The following is a 15,650-nucleotide window of genomic DNA, read 5'->3' on the forward strand; positions in this document are numbered from 1 at the left end:
GTTCCATCCGCGAGCGTTGCGGCTTCGGTTTCGTTGGCGAAATCGAAGCTCGATGAAAAAGAGGCCAGCTTCCCTTTCATAGGGATGCTGGCCTCTTTTGCTTTGTGCTTCCGGTTAGCTGCGCGCGTTGAATGGCGCGAAGATCTCGCTCAACCAATCCGCGAAAACCCGTACGCGAGCGGAGAGCTGCCGGTTGTGCGGATAGAGCACGGAGACGGGCATCGGTGGCGGCGGGAGATCGGGAAGGACGACTTGCAGGCGACCGTCGATGAGAGCATCGTCGATGTGATAGCGCGGCACCTGCACGATGCCGAGTCCCGCGAGCGCCGCCTGCGTATAGAGTTCGACGCCCGACACCGAAACCGGCGCCTGCAATTCGATGCTCTCGATACGCTCGTCGACGGTGAACTCGAGGGGCATGACACGGCCCGTCGCGCTCGACACGAAGTTCACCGCGCGATGCGATGCGAGCGCTGCGAGATCCTTCGGCACGCCTTCACGTGCGAGATACGCAGGGCTCGCCACCGTGACCTGTTCGAGCAGCGCGACGCGCCGGCCGATCATCGACGAATCCTGCAACGTGCCTGCGCGCAGCACGCAATCCACGCCTTCGCGCACGAGATCGACGAGCCTGTCGTCCTCGCCGATATGCAGTTCGATCTGCGCATGACGCGCGAGAAACGCGGGCAGTCCCGGCATGATGAAATGCCGCGCGAGCGTGCCTTGCAGATTCACGCGCAACAGTCCCTTCGGCTCCGCGTGTTTGAACGAGCCTTCCGCTTCCTCGAGATCGGCGATCAGACGCACGCAACGCCGATAGTGTTCCTCGCCGTCATGCGTGAGCCGCACGGTGCGCGTCGTGCGTTCGAGCAGGCGCGCGCCGAGCCGCTCCTCCATGCGCTTCATCAGATTGGTGACGGTGGCGCGCGGTATCTGAAGATCGTCGGCGGCCTGCGTGAAGCTGTGGCGCTCCGCGATGCGCACGAAGACCTGCATTTCCTGGAATCGATCCATGACGAACGGGCGATAGATTGTTAAAGCAACTGGAACGATGATACTAAGCCACGTGCGATGATCGCGGAAACGGAATGATTCATCATGCTCTTCATCGAACAGCTCACTTTGAGGAGCACATCATGAGTCAGACACAGTCGAAGCGCGTTGCCATCGTCACGGGCGCGTCGCGCGGTATCGGCGCTGAAATCGCGCGACGTCTTGCACGCGATGGCTTCGCGGTCGCGGTGAACTATGCGTCGAGCGCGAAGGAAGCGGATGCGCTCGTCGGGCAATTGCGCGAAGCGGAAAGCGCGGCCATTGCGGTGAAGGCGGATGTCGCCAAGGCCGACGACGTGCGCCGCATGTTCGACACTGTCGAGGCGGAACTCGGCAAGGTCGATGCGCTCGTCAACAACGCCGGCGTGCTGAAGACCACGCCGCTCTCCGACACGAGCGATGCGCTCTACGACCAGACCTTCGACATCAACGTGCGCGGCACCTTCAACACGCTGCGCGAAGCGGCGGCGCGCATGAACGGCGGCGGGCGCATCGTGAACTTTTCGAGCACGACGCTCGCGCTCAACATGCCCGACTACGCGATCTATAACGCGACGAAATCGGCAGTGGAATCGTTCACGCATGTGTTCGCGAAGGAACTGCGCGGACGCGGCATCACGGTGAACGCGGTTGCACCCGGACCGGTGGCGACGTCGCTGTTCCTCGACGGCAAGACCGACGAGCAGATCGCCACGTCCTCGAAGATGCCGCCGCTCGAACGCCTCGGTCAGCCGGACGATATCGCGTCGGTCGTCGCGTTTCTCGTCGGGCCGGATGGGGGTTGGATCAACGGGCAAGTGCTGCGCGCGAACGGCGGCATCGCCTAGAACGTCAGTGCGTATTGATCGGCGGCGGGCGCGCGGCGTTTGACCGCGCGTTTCGTCTGCTGAGTGACCACGACGGCGGCGCGCGCGGGCGCGTCTTGTACGACGAGATGAAACGCAGGCCGCGCATCGCACGCGATCCATTGCAGTTGTTCCGTCGCGAGACGCTTCGCGATCAGGCTGTAGACGTCGGAGTCGAACGGGCGCAAGTCGGGGGCATCGGCGAGCAGCGGCGCGATCCCGTCACGCGTCGCGCAGGTGCCGATATAGCACCATCGATCGATCACGTGCCATGCTTCGCGGCCCGATTCATCGTCGCGCTCGCGGATCGCGATCGGTCCTTCATGCGGCCACTTCACGATGCGCGCGCCTTCGAGCGCATCGAGCGCGCGTGCTGCGTGCTCCGCGAGCGTTTCGATTCCTGCGCACGATCCGCGGCATCGTTTCACCTGATAGCCGAAGCAGCCGCGACCCTGCGACAACGGCGCTTTCTCGAGCCCGAGCGTCGCGTGACAGAGATCGTGTTCATCGGCGAGATGGCGCATGTACGCATGCGCTTTCGCACGCGATGCGAACACGCCGAAGAGATGTTCTTCGCGCGAGAGATCGCGCCGGTTCGCCTTCACGAGCACCGGCGCGTGCGCGCCCGGCAGCCACTGCCACGCGCACGTGGCCGATGCGCCCTTCAGCAGGCGATTGTGCGTCGGCTTCAAATCTTTCACGAGCTTCGCTTCGAGCAGCAGCGCGCCGAGTTCTCCGAGCGTCTCACGGCATTCGATACGACGGATGCGCTGCGAGATCGACAAGTCCTTCTGAAGCCTGTGATCGCCCGAAAAATGCGCCGAAACGCGCTGTTTCAGGTTGATGCTCTTGCCGACATAGAGCGGCACATCGTCGTCGCCATGAAAGAGATAGACGCCGGGCGTCGACGGCAGCGCATCGAGCACGCCTTCGGGCAAAGCGGCAGGCAAACTCGCGCGCCTGACGAGCGTCTTGATGGCGGCATCGACGAGATCCTGCGAATAGAGCGCGTGAATCTTCTGCCAGAACTGCCAGAGGAGATCGGCATCGGCGAGCGCGCGATGGCGTCCTTCGGGCGCGAGATTCAGCCGCGCGATGAGCGCATCGAGACCATGTCTTTCCACCGATGGAAACAGCGCGCGCGACAGCCGCACCGTGCACAGCGTATCCGCCCGGAACGCGATGCCCGCGCGACGGAATTCGTTCTTGAGAAAGCCGTAGTCGAAGCGCGCGTTGTGCGCGACGAAGAGCTTGCCGTGCAGCCGTTCGGCAAGCGCGGGCGCGAGCGATTCGAAGCTCGGCTGGCCGCGCAGCATCGCATCGTCGATGCCCGTCAGACGCGAGATGAACGGCGGCACCGGCACGCCCGGATCGACGAGCACGCTCCAGCGTTCGATGCCCGCCGTGCTCGCTTCCACGACGCCTATTTCAGTGATGCGGTCCTCGGTCGCGTTCGAGCCTGTGGTTTCCAGATCGACGAACACGATCGGGCGCGCGAGTCCTGCGAGCAGGGCATCGGCGAGGGAATCGGCTTCGTCTTCGAGAGGGTCGGACATGATGAAACGTTGAACGTCGAGCGGGCAGTCTAGCGCGAAACCGTCGTGCACCATGAGCGCGCGTTAAAAAAGTGCCGCACGTCACGCACTTTCGTCCGATACTGCAATGAAACGGCCCAAAGAAGCGCGCCGAAAAACGAAGGACGCAATGATGCAGATCTACGATGAAATGCGTCAGGACGACACCGTGCGCAGCCACTACGCACGGTTTTCCCGCTGGCTCGCGATGCAGCGCCCCGAGACCATCGCGAGAAAACGCGCCGAGGCCGACGTGCTGTTCCGGCGCGTCGGCATCACGTTCGCGGTGAACGGCGACCTGTCCGGCACCGAGCGGCTGATTCCCTTCGACATGATTCCGCGCATCATTCCCGGCGACGAATGGCGCGTGCTCGAAGCCGGTTTGCGCCAGCGCGTGCAGGCGCTCAATCTCTTTCTGCACGACATCTATCACGACGGCGACATCGTGCTCGCCGGGCGCATTCCCGCCGAACAGGTCTACACGAACGCGCAGTATCGGCCGGAAATGCAGGGCGTGGATGTGCCGCTCGATGTCTACGCGCATATCGCGGGCGTCGACGTGGTGCGCGCGGGCGCGGCGGGCGAGTTCTACGTGCTCGAAGACAATCTGCGCGTGCCGTCGGGCGTGTCGTACATGCTCGAAAACCGCAAGATGATGATGCGGCTCTTTCCCGAACTCTTCGTGCAGAACCGCGTTGCGCCGGTCGCGCATTATCCCGACTTGCTGCTGGACACATTGCGTTCGATCGCGCCCGAAGGCGTCGACGATCCGGCTGTCGTCGTGCTGACGCCCGGCATGTACAACTCGGCGTATTTCGAGCACACGTTCCTCGCGCAGCAGATGGGCGTGGAGCTCGTCGAAGGCAAGGATCTCTTCGTCGACGACAACTACGTGTTCATGCGCACGACGCACGGGCCGCGCCGCGTCGACGTGATCTATCGCCGTGTGGACGACGATTTTCTCGATCCGCTCGCCTTTCGCGCCGATTCGGTGCTCGGCGTTCCGGGCCTGCTGACCGCGTATCGCGCGGGACGCGTGACGCTCGCGAACGCGATGGGCACCGGCATCGCCGACGACAAGTCGATCTATCCCTACGTGCCCGACATGATCGAGTTCTATCTCGGCGAGAAGCCGATCCTGAACAACGTGCCGACCTATCAATGCCGCAAGGCTGACGATCTCGCGTACACGCTCGCGCATCTGCCGGAGCTGGTCGTGAAGGAAGTGCACGGCGCAGGCGGCTACGGCATGCTCGTCGGGCCGGCATCGACGCACGCGGAAATCGAGGCGTTTCGCGCGTTGCTCGTCGCGCGGCCCGAAGGCTATATCGCCCAGCCGACGCTCGCGCTCTCCGCTTGCCCGACCTTCGTCGAGGCGGGCATCGCGCCGCGTCATATCGATTTGCGGCCGTTCGTGCTCTCGGGACGCGAAGTGTCGATGTGCGCGGGCGGACTCACGCGCGTCGCGCTGCGCGAAGGCTCGCTCGTCGTCAATTCATCGCAAGGCGGCGGGACCAAAGATACGTGGATGGTCGAATGACATGTTGAGCCGCACAGCCGATCACCTCTTCTGGATGGCGCGCTATATGGAGCGCGCCGAGAACACCGCGCGCATGCTCGATATCAACATGGAAGGCGCGATGCTGCCGCAGACGCCCGAGCAGGAAGTGCGCGCGCAACGCTCGGTGCTGAAGATATCCGAGCTGGAAGACATGTTCGACGAACGTCATCCGGGATCGCGCTCGCGCGAGGACATGCTGCACTTCATGGTCGCCGATGCGCGCAATCCGTCGAGCATTCTGTCGTGTCTTCAGGCGACGCGGGAAAACGCGCGCGCGGTGCGCGGCACGCTCACCACCGACGGCTGGGAAACGATCAACTTCACGTGGCTCGAATTCAATCAGCGGCTCGCGAACATGGAACTGGACACGAGCCCCGATGCGCTCTTCGAATGGGTCAAGTACCGCTCCAATCTGTGCCGCGGCGTGATGCAGGGCACCGCGCTGCGCGACGATGCGTTCTTCTTCATGCAGATCGGCGCCTATCTCGAACGCGCGGACAACACGGCGCGCATTCTCGATGTCCGTTTCGCCGATGCCACGCCGAACTCGCGCGAAGCGGCGCGCCAGCTCGAAGACTTCTATTACTGGACGTCGATACTCAGTTCGGTGTCGGCGCTGGAGATTTATCGCAAGGTCTATCGCGATGTCGTGACGCCCGCGCGCGTCGTCGAATTGCTGATCCTCAACGAGCAGATGCCGCGTTCGCTGATCGCATCGCTCGAAGGCGTCTGCGACACGCTCGCGAAGCTGCGCACCGATGCGTCCCGCGATTGCGAGCGTTTCGCGGGCAAGCTGCGCGCCGACGTGCTGTACGCCGACATCCGCCAGATACTCGAGACCGGTGTGCACGCGTGGCTCACGCAGTTCCTGAAGCGTGTCGACGAGCTCGGCCTGCGCGTGATGCGCACGTTCCTCATGTTGCCGATCGCGTAAATCATGCTGCTGACCATTCGTCACGACATCCGCTATCGCTATGCGACGCCCGTCACATATTCGATCCAGCAGTTTCGTGTGAGTCCGGCGAGCGGAGCGTCGCAGATCGTGCGGCACTGGCATGTCGAAGGGCCGGGCAAGCTCGACCTCACGCGCGACGCTTACGGCAACGCGCTGCACACGCTTGTGCTGACGAAGCCGCACAGCGAGATCCACGTGAGCGTGGCGGGCGAGATCGAGACCGAAGCCTTGTCCGATGGCCGTCTCTTCGACGAAGCCGGTCCGATTCCGCTCGAACATTTCACCTGTCCGACGCCGCTGACGTCGCCCGATGCCGCGATTCGCGAGCTCGCGCAGCGTGTCGATGCGCTCGATACGCCCGCGTCGCTCGTCGCGCTGGCGGAGCGCATCGGCGAGCGCGTGCGGTATCGGCAGGATCCGGCGTATGCCACGGCCGCGCAAGCGCTTGCAAACGGCTTCGGCGATGCACGCGATTTCGCGCATCTGATGCTCGCATGCTGCCGCGCGCGCGGCGTGCCGGCGCGCTGCGTCAGTGGCTATCTGGATTCCGCCGTGCATGCCTGGACCGATGTGTGGATCGAGCACGGCTGGGTGTCGATCGATGCGACGCAGGCCGCATTCGCCGGCGAACGCCATTGCCGTCTCGCCGTCGCGCGGGATTACGAATCGGCGGCGCCGGTGCGGGGCTCGCGCGTCGGCGGAAAAGAGGAAACGCTGATCGTGCACGTGAGCACCGAGGCGCGGCCGGATCAATAACGGATGGATGCGACGCGCGGTCGCGCTCAGTACAATGTGGGTTTTGCTTGTTCCAGGACGGATTGACATGACTTATTGCGTGGGCATGTGCGTGGACGAGGGACTCGTGTTCCTGTCCGACACGCGCACCAACGCCGGCGTGGACCACGTGAGCGCCGCGCGCAAGATGGTTGTTTTCGAACAGCCGGGAGAGCGCGTACTCGTCCTGCTCGCGGCGGGCAATCTCGCGCTGACGCAGGCGGTGACGCATCTGCTCGCGGAGCCGTCCGACCCGAACGCGCCCACGCTCTACACCGTCGCGACGATGGCGGAAGCCGCGCGCATCATCGGCGATGCGGTGCGCGAGGTGCATCGGCGCGACGCGTTGTCGCTCGCCGAATTCAGCGTCGACTTCAATTGCAGCTTCATCCTCGGCGGGCAGATCTGCGGCCAGCCGCCGCGCCTGTTCATGATCTACGCGGCGGGGAATTTCATCGAATCGACGCGTGTGTCGCCGTATTTCCAGATCGGCGAATCGAAGTACGGCAAGCCGATCATCGACCGTGTCATTACGCCCGCGTCGCCGCTCGACGAAGCCGCCAAATGCGCGCTCATCTCGATGGACTCGACGCTGCGCTCGAATCTTTCGGTCGGCCTGCCGCTCGATCTGCTGGTCTACGAGAAGGACTCGCTGCGCGTCACGCGCTTCGCCACGCTCGACAACAACAGCGCGTACTACCAGATGATCAACAAGACGTGGGGCGAGCGTCTGAGGCAGCTTTTCGGCGAGATTCCGAACCCTTCGTGGACCGAGCTCGACAACGTCCCGCTGCGGCCGCGCGAAACGCGCAGCACGGTGCCGCGGCTCGTCATCGGCGATCTGCCATGTCCCGGCGCGCCCGCGCAGACGCTCGCACAGGACGTCGAATCGAAGGGCAACGCGCCGCAGCGGTAATCTTCGAGATGCGCATGACGGTGCGCAAATAAAAAAACAGCCATCGGAAAACCGATGGCTGTTCGAGGGTGCTGCGATCCTTCCGGCGCGGCACGTGCGTGCCACGCCAGCCGGTTATTCTTAGAACTTGTGGCGCAGACCGATCAGCACCAGTTCCTGGTGGTTGCGGCCGCTGTCGAAGCCGAAATCGCTGATCGAAGCCGTAGCGTCGACCTTCGATTGCGTGCCGTCCGCGTTCGTCACGCGCTGCGAGCCGCTTGCGTGCTGGTACGCGCCGACTGCGTAGACGTCCGTACGCTTGGACAGCGAGTAGTCGGCGCCCAGGCTGACCTGGTGGTAGTTCGCCGAGGTGTCGCCCGCGCCGTGCGTGTACGTGTAGCCCAGACCGAGCAGCGTTGCCGGCGTCAGCTGGAAGTTCAGGTACGTGTTGGCGACCTGGAACTTCTCTTGTTCGCCAAACGACGACGCGCCGTCCGGCTTGTACTGCGCGAAGCTGTACGATGCGCCGGCCGTGAACGGACCGAACACGTATTGACCCGCAGCGCGTGCGATGCCGACTGCGTGAGCCGTCGAATAGCCGCTGTTGATGATCGTGTTGAACAGCGAGTCCGACGACGGGCTGTTCCAGCCGGTCGCGCGGTTTGCCGTCGGGTTGTTCACGTACAAGTAGCTTGCCGCCACCGAGAACGGACCGTTCGCGTAGGTCGCTGCGCCGCCCCAGGTCTGGCCTTGGCCCGTCGTGCCTGCCAGGTTGCTGAAGCCGTAGATGCCTTCGAACTGGAAGCCCGAGAACACCGGCGAGACGTACTTGACGGCGTTGCTCACGCGCAGGCTGTTGTCGTAGTTGTCGACGTCGCCCGGCGTTGCGAAGGCAGCGCCCCAGTAGTTGTCGCCCGTGAGGCCCTGAACCATGTCGACCGACGGGTCATACTGACGACCCAACGTGACCGTACCCCACTGGTTGCCGCTCAAGCCGACGAACGCCTGACGACCGAACTCGCGGCCGCCCTGGTTCAGACGACCCGTACCCGGATCAAAGCCGCTTTCCAACTGGAAAATCGCCTTCAGGCCGCCGCCGAGGTCTTCCTGACCCTTCAAGCCCCAACGCGGGCCGGAGAGCGTGCCGTTGACCATGCCGAAGAGGTGGTCGCCGTTTGCGTTAGCGTGGCTGACATATGCGAGACCGGTGTCGATCACGCCATAGAGCGTCACGCTGTTTTGTGCTTGCGCCGCGCCTGCTGCGCCGAGGAGCGCCAGCGAGAGGGACGTCAGTGCGATTCGTTTCATCGAATTCTCCACGCGAATGATTAAAATCGTTGTTGCCGGCGCAGAGAATAACGCAACGTTTCGTAACTTAAGAAACGAAAAAATATTGACTGTCTCGAAAAACACACACTCGGGCGCGACGCCCGCCTGTCAAGGGTCTCCGGGCGGTCGTCAGCGAATTTCGGGAGACAGGGCCGTCTCGGAAAAGTTCCGCGCGTAATCAGACATTCGAATCGGACTTTCTGTCGCGGATATTCGATTATTCCCGATTCAAATAACAAACGGCTGTGCCGGTACGCGATTTTTCGGATTAGACGGACAGCCGCGCAGTGTCGCGCGAGCGACTAGTCTTGTGCGTCGTCGCGTCCGGCGTCGCGGCGAGACAACAGTGCGACCGCCACGCCCGCGCCGGCGGCGACGAGCACCGCGCGCCACGGATGCCGCCGCACCGCCGCATTGGCGTGCGACGCTTTGCGGCCCGCACCGACCATCGCGAGCGCGGTGGCGCGCGTGGCCGTCGATTCGGCGCGCGCCAGCTTGCGCGACAACTCCAGCGCCCGCGCCACGGCGGACACTCTCTTGCGCGCCTGTCCGGTGAGCTGCTGAGCATGCTGCGCGCGCGCGCCGATCGCGCGTCGGGCGCTCGCGCTGACGGGCGCGTCCGCGCGAGCGCTGGCGGGCGTCACCGGCGCGGTCGTGGATGCCGCCGCCGTGACGGGCACCGAAGTGCGCGTCGATGCCGCAAGCAGCGAGCCGATTTTCGCGCGGCTGCCCGGCGGCACGCGGCCATTGTTTTGCTGGCCCCACGCGCCACGCGGATCGTGCAGACGTGCGCGCGCCGCGGAAAACTCCGCGCCGAGCAGGAGTACGGCGGCGGAGAAATACAGCCACATCAGGAGCACGGCAAGCGAACCCGCCGCGCCGAACGCGCTCGCGGTGCCCGCATGCGTCAGATAAACGGCGAACAGTTTCTTGCCCGCGGAAAAGAGCAGCGCGGCGACGAGCCCGCCGACGAGCGCATCGCGCCATTGCACGGGCGCATCGGGCAGGAACTTCAACAAGGCGCCGAACGCGACGGTCAAAATCGCGAGCCCGACCACGAGTTGCACGACATCGCCGACGATCACGAACGGCGAGTTCGCCCAGAGCCACATGCCGACCGCCTGAATCGCGGTATCGAGCACGAGCGAAACGATCAACAGAAACGCGACGCCGAGCACGAGCCCGAACGAGACGAGCCGCACGCGCACCATCGTGATGATGCTGGAGCGCGTTTCGCCGGCCATCGGCCAGACGATGTTGAGCGCCGTATTGAGCGATGAAAACGTCGCCGACGCGCCAATCGCCAGCAGCGCGAAGGAGATGATCGCGGCGAGCCCCGTCCCGCTGCTGCGATGCGCGTTCTCGACAATGCTCTGCACGCCCGACGCGGCCTGATCGCCGATGAGTCCGTTCACCTGATGAAAGAGCTGCCCGCGCGCGGCTTCCGGCCCGAAGATCCAGCCCGCGACGGCGATCACCATGACGAGCGTCGGCGCGAGCGAGAAGGCCGAGTAGAAAGCGATGCTCGCGGCCATTGCAGCGCAGCGGTTCTCCGAGAATTGTTTGAGCGCGCCGAGCGCCCACGAAGCGTCTTTCTTCACGGCCGCTTCGATCTTTTGCGTTGAGACGGAACTCATGACGACCTCTCGGTTCGATGAATGGAGCGCGGATGTCCGCCGATGTCGTTCTCGTCGAGCACGTTCCATTCCAGAACATGCCGCTTCAGGCGCGCGACTTGCTGGAAAAACGGGGTTTGCGCCTGGCGACGAATGAATTATTCGTTGCATGTATCTCGGGCAGCAGGCGGATTGGTGCAAATACCGTGTCATCCTGTCTGCGAGATGTAATCGGGCACCATATACTTCAGTAACCCACTTTACGACGACGCGCCGAGGGCAATCATGCTCCAAATGTCACGTCGACAGTTCCTCAAGGTCTCCGCGAGCACGCTCGCCGGTTCGAGCCTGGCGGCAATGGGCTTCTCTCCGGCACCCGCACTCGCCGAAGTCCGGCAGTACAAACTGTCGCGCACCACAGAAACGCGTAACACCTGTCCGTACTGCTCGGTCGGATGCGGCATTCTGATGTACGGGCTCGGCGACAACGCCAAGAATGCCAAGTCGAGCATCATCCACATAGAAGGCGATCCGGATCATCCGGTCAATCGCGGCACGCTCTGCCCGAAAGGCGCTTCGCTCATCGACTTCATTCATAGCCCGAGCCGGCTCATGTATCCCGAGCATCGGGCGCCGGGGTCGAACGAGTGGAAACGCATCTCGTGGGACGACGCGCTCGATCGCATCGCCGTGCTGTTGAAAGAAGATCGCGATGCGAACTTCGTCGAGAGCACGCCTGACGGCAAGAAGGTCAATCGCTGGCTGACCTCGGGCTTTCTGGCGGCATCGGCGGGCAGCAACGAGGTCGGCTATCTGACGCACAAGACCGTGCGTAGCTGGGGAATGCTCGCATTCGACAATCAGGCGCGTGTCTGACATGGCCCGACGGTGGCAGGTCTTGCCCCGACGTTTGGCCGTGGAGCGATGACGAACCATTGGGTCGACATCAAGAACGCGGACGTGATTCTCGTGATGGGCGGCAATGCAGCCGAGGCGCATCCGTGCGGCTTCAAGTGGGTGACCGAGGCGAAGGCGCATCGGCGCGCGCGTCTGATCGTCGTCGATCCGCGCTTCACGCGCACGGCATCGATCGCGGATTTCTACGCGCCGATTCGCACCGGCACGGACATCGCGTTCCTGGGCGGCGTCATCAACTATCTGCTCACGAACGACAAGATCCAGCACGAGTACGTGAAGAATTACACGGACATGTCGTTCATCGTGCGCGAGGACTTCGCGTTCAAGGATGGCGTGTTTTCGGGCTACGACGCCGAGCATCGCAAGTACGACAAGACGAGCTGGGACTACGAGCGCGGCGACGACGGCTTCGTGAAAACCGATCCGACCTTGCAGGATCCGCGCTGCGTCTACAACCTGCTGAAGCAGCATTACGCCGCGTACACGCCGGAGATGGTGACAAAGGTCTGCGGCACGCCGACCGACAAGTTCCTCAAGGTCTGCGAGATGCTCGCGAGCACCGCCGCGCCCAATCGCGCGGGCACGATCCTCTATGCGCTCGGCTGGACGCATCATTCGGTCGGCGCGCAGATGATCCGCACGGGCGCGATGGTGCAGCTTCTGCTCGGCAACATCGGCATCGCGGGCGGCGGCATGAATGCGTTGCGCGGGCACTCGAACATCCAGGGTCTCACCGATCTGGGCCTCATGTCGAACCTGCTGCCCGGCTACATGACCTTGCCGATGGAAGGCGAGCAGAACTACGACGACTACATCAAGAAGCGTGCGGCGCAGCCGCTTCGGCCGAATCAGTTGAGCTACTGGAAGAACTATCGCGCGTTCTATGTGAGCTTCATGAAGTCGTGGTGGGGCGACAACGCGACGGCCGACAACAACTTCGGCTACGACATGCTGCCCAAGCTCGACAAGTCCTACGACATGCTGCAGGTCTTCGAGCTGATGGCCGCGGGCAAGATGAACGGCTATATCTGCCAGGGCTTCAATCCGCTCGCGGCAGCGCCGAACAAGGCGAAGATCGGGCTCGGTCTGTCGAAGCTGAAGTGGCTCGTCATCATGGATCCGCTCGCGACAGAGACGTCGGAGTTCTGGAAGAATCACGGCGAATTCAATGACGTCGATGCATCGAAGATCCAGACCGAAGTGTTCCGCCTGCCGACGAGCTGCTTCGCGGAAGAACGCGGCTCGCTCGTGAGTTCGTCACGTGTGTTGCAGTGGCACTGGCAGGGCACGACGCCGCCGGGAGAAGCGAGGAGCGATCTCGAGATCATGTCGGGATTGTGGCTGCGCATGCGTCGCGCCTATCAGGAGAAGGGCGGCAAGTATCCCGATCCGATCCTGAAGATGACGTGGCCGTATGCCGACCCCGAAAGCCCGACGCCCGAAGAGATCGCGATGGAGTACAACGGCCGCGCGCTCGCCGACGTCACCGATCCCACCGATCAGACCAAAGTGCTCGCGAAACGCGGCGAGCAGCTCGCGAGCTTCGCGCAGCTGCGCGACGACGGCTCGACGGCGAGCGGTTGCTGGATCTTCTGCGGATCGTGGACGCAGGCGGGCAACCAGATGGGACGCCGCGACAACTCGGACCCGACGGGCATCGGTCAGACATTGAACTGGGCGTGGGCATGGCCGGTGAATCGCCGCGTGCTGTACAACCGCGCATCGTGCGATGTGAACGGCAAGCCCTTCGACCCGGCGCGCAAGCTGATCGCATGGAACGGCAGAGCGTGGGCAGGCGCGGACATTCCCGACTTCAAGGTCGACGAGCCGCCGGACAAGGGCATGAGTCCGTTCATCATGAATCCGGAAGGCGTCGCGCGATTCTTCGCACGCGACGGCATGAATGAAGGACCGTTCCCCGCGCACTACGAGCCGTTCGAAACGCCGCTCGGCTACAACCCGTTTTTCCCGGACAACAAGGCCGTGACGAGCAATCCGGCGGCGCGCGTGTTTCCCGACGATCGCGCCGCGTTCGGCACCGCCGACAAGTTCCCGGACACCGCGACCACGTACCGCCTCACCGAGCATTTCCACTACTGGACCAAGCACGCGCGCCTGAACGCGATCGTGCAGCCGCAGCAGTTCGTGGAGATCGGCGAGGAGCATGCGAAGGAAGTGGGCGTCGTCGCGGGCGATCGCGTGAAGGTGTCGAGCAATCGCGGGCATATCGTCGCGGTGGCGCTCGTCACGAAGCGCATCAAGCCATTGACCGTGGAGGGCAAGAAGGTGCACACCGTCGGCCTGCCGCTGCACTGGGGCTTCAAGGGCCTCACGCAGCCGGGCTATCTCGTCAACACACTCACGCCTTCCGTGGGCGACGGCAACTCGCAGACACCCGAGTTCAAGTCGTTCCTCGTGAAGGTCGAGAAGGCATAGGGGGACGAGATGGCTCTGCAATCGCTCGATATCAAGCGTCTCTCCGCGACGACCGTGCCGCAGACGCAAATACGCGAGCCGGCGACGGGCACGGTGGCGAAGCTCATCGACGTGTCGAAGTGCATCGGCTGCAAGGCGTGTCAGACGGCGTGCATGGAATGGAACGATCTGCGCGACGACATCGGTCACACGACCGGCATCTATGACAATCCGCGCGACCTCACGGAACATTCGTGGACGGTGATGCGTTTCACCGAATACGAAAATCCGAAGGGCGACCTCGAGTGGCTGATCCGCAAGGACGGCTGCATGCATTGCGAGGATCCGGGTTGTCTGAAGGCGTGTCCGTCGCCGGGCGCGATCGTGCAGTACACGAACGGCATCGTGGATTTTCACGAGGAGAACTGCATCGGCTGCGGCTACTGCATCACCGGTTGCCCGTTCAATATTCCGCGGCTCTCGAAGGAAGATCATCGCGTGTACAAGTGCACGCTGTGTTCGGATCGCGTCGCGGTCGGGCAGGAGCCCGCGTGCGTGAAGACGTGTCCGACCGGCGCGATCATGTTCGGCACCAAGGTCGACATGCATCAGCAGGCGGCCGAACGCATCGAGGATCTGAAGGAGCGCGGCTTCGCGAATGCGGGTCTCTACGATCCCGCGGGCGTGGGCGGCACGCACGTCATGTACGTGCTGCATCATGCGGATCAGCCGGAGCTGTATCACGGGCTCGCGAAGGACCCGCACATCAGCCCGCTCGTGTCGATCTGGAAGGGCGTGACGAAGCCGCTCGCGATGGTGGGCATCGCGCTCGCGGCGCTCGCGGGCTTCTTCCATTACACGCGTATCGGCCCGAACGAAGTGAGCGAGGACGACGAGCTGGAAGCGCATCGCGAAGCGGAAGAAGTGCGGCGTCGCCGGGAAGGCGGACAGGAGCGTACAGATGAAACACGATAGCGAACTGCGTGATGTAAAGGGACATCGGCTGATCGTGCGCTACACGCCGAACGAGCGCACGAATCACTGGATCACCGCGATCACCTTCGTGCTGCTCGCGCTCTCCGGCCTCGCGATGTTTCATCCGTCGATGTCATGGCTCTATGCCGTGTTCGGCGGCGGGCAATGGACGCGTATTCTGCATCCGTTCGTCGGCTGCGTGATGTTCATTTCGTTCCTGATTCTGGCGCTGCGTTTCTGGCACCACAACTATCTCGACAGGAACGACGTGCAGTGGATGAAGCAGATGAACGACGTGCTCACCAACCGCGAGGATCGCCTGCCGGAGATCGGCAAGTACAACGCCGGACAGAAGATCCTGTTCTTCGTGATGGTGGTGAGTCTCGTGTTGCTGCTCGTGAGCGGCATCGTGATCTGGCGCAGATACTTCGCGTTCTATTTTCCGATCACGGTGATTCGGCTTGCCTCAGTCGTGCATGCGGCGACCGCGTTCGTGCTGATCGTGTCGATCATCGTGCATATCTATGCGGCGCTGTGGGTGAAGGGATCGATCGGCGCGATGACGCGTGGAACCGTCACGTATGGATGGGCGAGGAAGCATCATCCACGGTGGTTCAGGGAGACTATCGGGAAGTAGAACTCAGTCGCGACGTTGGGCCAGGATGTGCGGGGCGCGGTCCATTTCATATCGAATTAGCTGATATGCTCGGTCGACCGTCCACCCCGCGAGGAAACCTTCC

12 protein-coding genes are annotated in these 15,650 nt (G+C 63.3%); 8 read left to right on the forward strand and 4 right to left on the reverse strand.

Annotated elements, in window-relative coordinates; all coding sequences use genetic code 11:
* Positions 1–114: 114 nt before the first annotated feature.
* Positions 115–1,014: a LysR family transcriptional regulator gene (locus AWB76_RS30780; RefSeq protein WP_061163884.1), complete on the reverse strand. Its 900-nt coding sequence runs from the start codon at positions 1,012–1,014 to the stop codon at positions 115–117.
* A 122-nt stretch (positions 1,015–1,136) separates the two neighbouring features.
* On the opposite strand from AWB76_RS30780, the gene AWB76_RS30785 reads away from it, so the two are divergent.
* Positions 1,137–1,880 carry an SDR family oxidoreductase gene (locus AWB76_RS30785; RefSeq protein WP_061163885.1) on the forward strand — a complete coding sequence of 248 codons (744 nt, stop codon included), beginning with the start codon at positions 1,137–1,139 and terminating at the stop codon, positions 1,878–1,880.
* On the opposite strand, the gene AWB76_RS30790 is transcribed toward AWB76_RS30785, so the two are convergent.
* Positions 1,877–3,454, reverse strand: coding sequence for an exonuclease domain-containing protein (locus tag AWB76_RS30790; protein WP_244173506.1), 1,578 nt, complete (start codon positions 3,452–3,454; stop codon positions 1,877–1,879). The genes AWB76_RS30785 and AWB76_RS30790 overlap by 4 nt on opposite strands.
* Positions 3,455–3,605: 151 nt before the next feature.
* On the opposite strand from AWB76_RS30790, the gene AWB76_RS30795 reads away from it, so the two are divergent.
* The 4 genes from AWB76_RS30795 to AWB76_RS30810 all read left to right on the forward strand — a co-directional run bounded on the left by AWB76_RS30795 (position 3,606) and on the right by AWB76_RS30810 (position 7,678).
* Complete coding sequence (locus AWB76_RS30795; protein WP_061163956.1) at positions 3,606–5,012, forward strand: circularly permuted type 2 ATP-grasp protein; 1,407 nt, start codon at positions 3,606–3,608, stop codon at positions 5,010–5,012.
* A gap of 1 nt (position 5,013) precedes the next feature.
* Entirely contained in the window at positions 5,014–5,967 is a 954-nt protein-coding gene (locus AWB76_RS30800; protein WP_061163887.1) for an alpha-E domain-containing protein, read from the forward strand.
* Between the two features lie 3 nt (positions 5,968–5,970).
* A complete protein-coding gene (locus tag AWB76_RS30805; protein WP_061163888.1) occupies positions 5,971–6,744 on the forward strand; it encodes a transglutaminase family protein in 774 nt (257 codons plus the stop codon).
* 67 nt (positions 6,745–6,811) lie between these two features.
* The gene (locus tag AWB76_RS30810) at positions 6,812–7,678 is read left to right on the forward strand and encodes a proteasome-type protease (protein ID WP_061163889.1); all 867 of its coding nucleotides are present in this window, start codon (positions 6,812–6,814) and stop codon (positions 7,676–7,678) included.
* 120 nt (positions 7,679–7,798) lie between these two features.
* On the opposite strand, the gene AWB76_RS30815 is transcribed toward AWB76_RS30810, so the two are convergent.
* Positions 7,799–8,965, reverse strand: coding sequence for a porin (locus tag AWB76_RS30815; protein WP_061163890.1), 1,167 nt, complete (start codon positions 8,963–8,965; stop codon positions 7,799–7,801).
* Positions 8,966–9,288: 323 nt separating this feature from the next.
* Entirely contained in the window at positions 9,289–10,623 is a 1,335-nt protein-coding gene (locus AWB76_RS30820) for a YihY/virulence factor BrkB family protein (protein WP_061163891.1), read from the reverse strand.
* A 264-nt stretch (positions 10,624–10,887) separates the two neighbouring features.
* On the opposite strand from AWB76_RS30820, the gene fdnG reads away from it, so the two are divergent.
* The 3 genes from fdnG to AWB76_RS30840 are packed head-to-tail and all read left to right on the forward strand — an operon-like array spanning position 10,888 to position 15,547.
* A complete protein-coding gene (gene fdnG / locus AWB76_RS30830) occupies positions 10,888–13,956 on the forward strand; it encodes a formate dehydrogenase-N subunit alpha (protein ID WP_157696245.1) in 3,069 nt (1,022 codons plus the stop codon).
* A 9-nt stretch (positions 13,957–13,965) separates the two neighbouring features.
* Positions 13,966–14,910, forward strand: coding sequence for a formate dehydrogenase subunit beta (gene fdxH, locus AWB76_RS30835; RefSeq protein ID WP_061163894.1), 945 nt, complete (start codon positions 13,966–13,968; stop codon positions 14,908–14,910).
* Positions 14,897–15,547, forward strand: coding sequence for a formate dehydrogenase subunit gamma (locus AWB76_RS30840; RefSeq protein ID WP_061163895.1), 651 nt, complete (start codon positions 14,897–14,899; stop codon positions 15,545–15,547). The genes fdxH and AWB76_RS30840 overlap by 14 nt, the downstream gene beginning before the upstream one ends.
* The last annotated feature ends 103 nt before the right edge of the window (positions 15,548–15,650 follow it).

The organism is Caballeronia temeraria, from assembly GCF_001544795.2.
Taxonomy (GTDB): Bacteria; Pseudomonadota; Gammaproteobacteria; order Burkholderiales; family Burkholderiaceae; genus Caballeronia; species Caballeronia temeraria.